1 pseudogene is annotated in these 413 nt (G+C 35.6%); it reads left to right on the forward strand.

Going from position 1 to position 413, the window contains the following annotated elements:
• Positions 1–211 (forward strand): annotated as a pseudogene (locus tag IQR33_RS33250) (transcriptional regulator); the annotation flags it as partial.
• Positions 212–413 lie beyond the last annotated feature (202 nt).

The raw sequence follows: 413 nt of genomic DNA on the forward strand, positions 1-413 counted from the left end.
GCTCACCGAAGAGCAGAAAGTGCAAATAGAGGACGAGCTTTGTAATAAATTAGCGAAACTTAACGCAGTTAACACTTCCAACAATGAAGGTGAACTAACAAATATATTAATGCGCTGCACTCCCGGTGCTCAGATATTTTTCGCTGATGATTTACCTAACATTGACGGAAGCTTATTAAAGCACGTCGCTCAACTCACTAAATTAAGTTAAAGCATCAGATAAATAAATCAAACACCCCCGAGATAACATCATATATCCCTACCAAACTATTGATTCAAAGCGTTTCCTGAATCTAATTCTGATTTTTTATTTAGCAAGCGTCGCTTAGTCAACTGAGAACTTGTCTTAATTTCACACTTATTAATTGTCTTGTTAGCTCTTTTGAAATAGACAGAAAACTTAAGTAATGACT

It is taken from the genome of Vibrio sp. OPT46 (assembly GCF_015163535.1).
Classification (GTDB): domain Bacteria; phylum Pseudomonadota; class Gammaproteobacteria; order Enterobacterales; family Vibrionaceae; genus Vibrio; species Vibrio alginolyticus.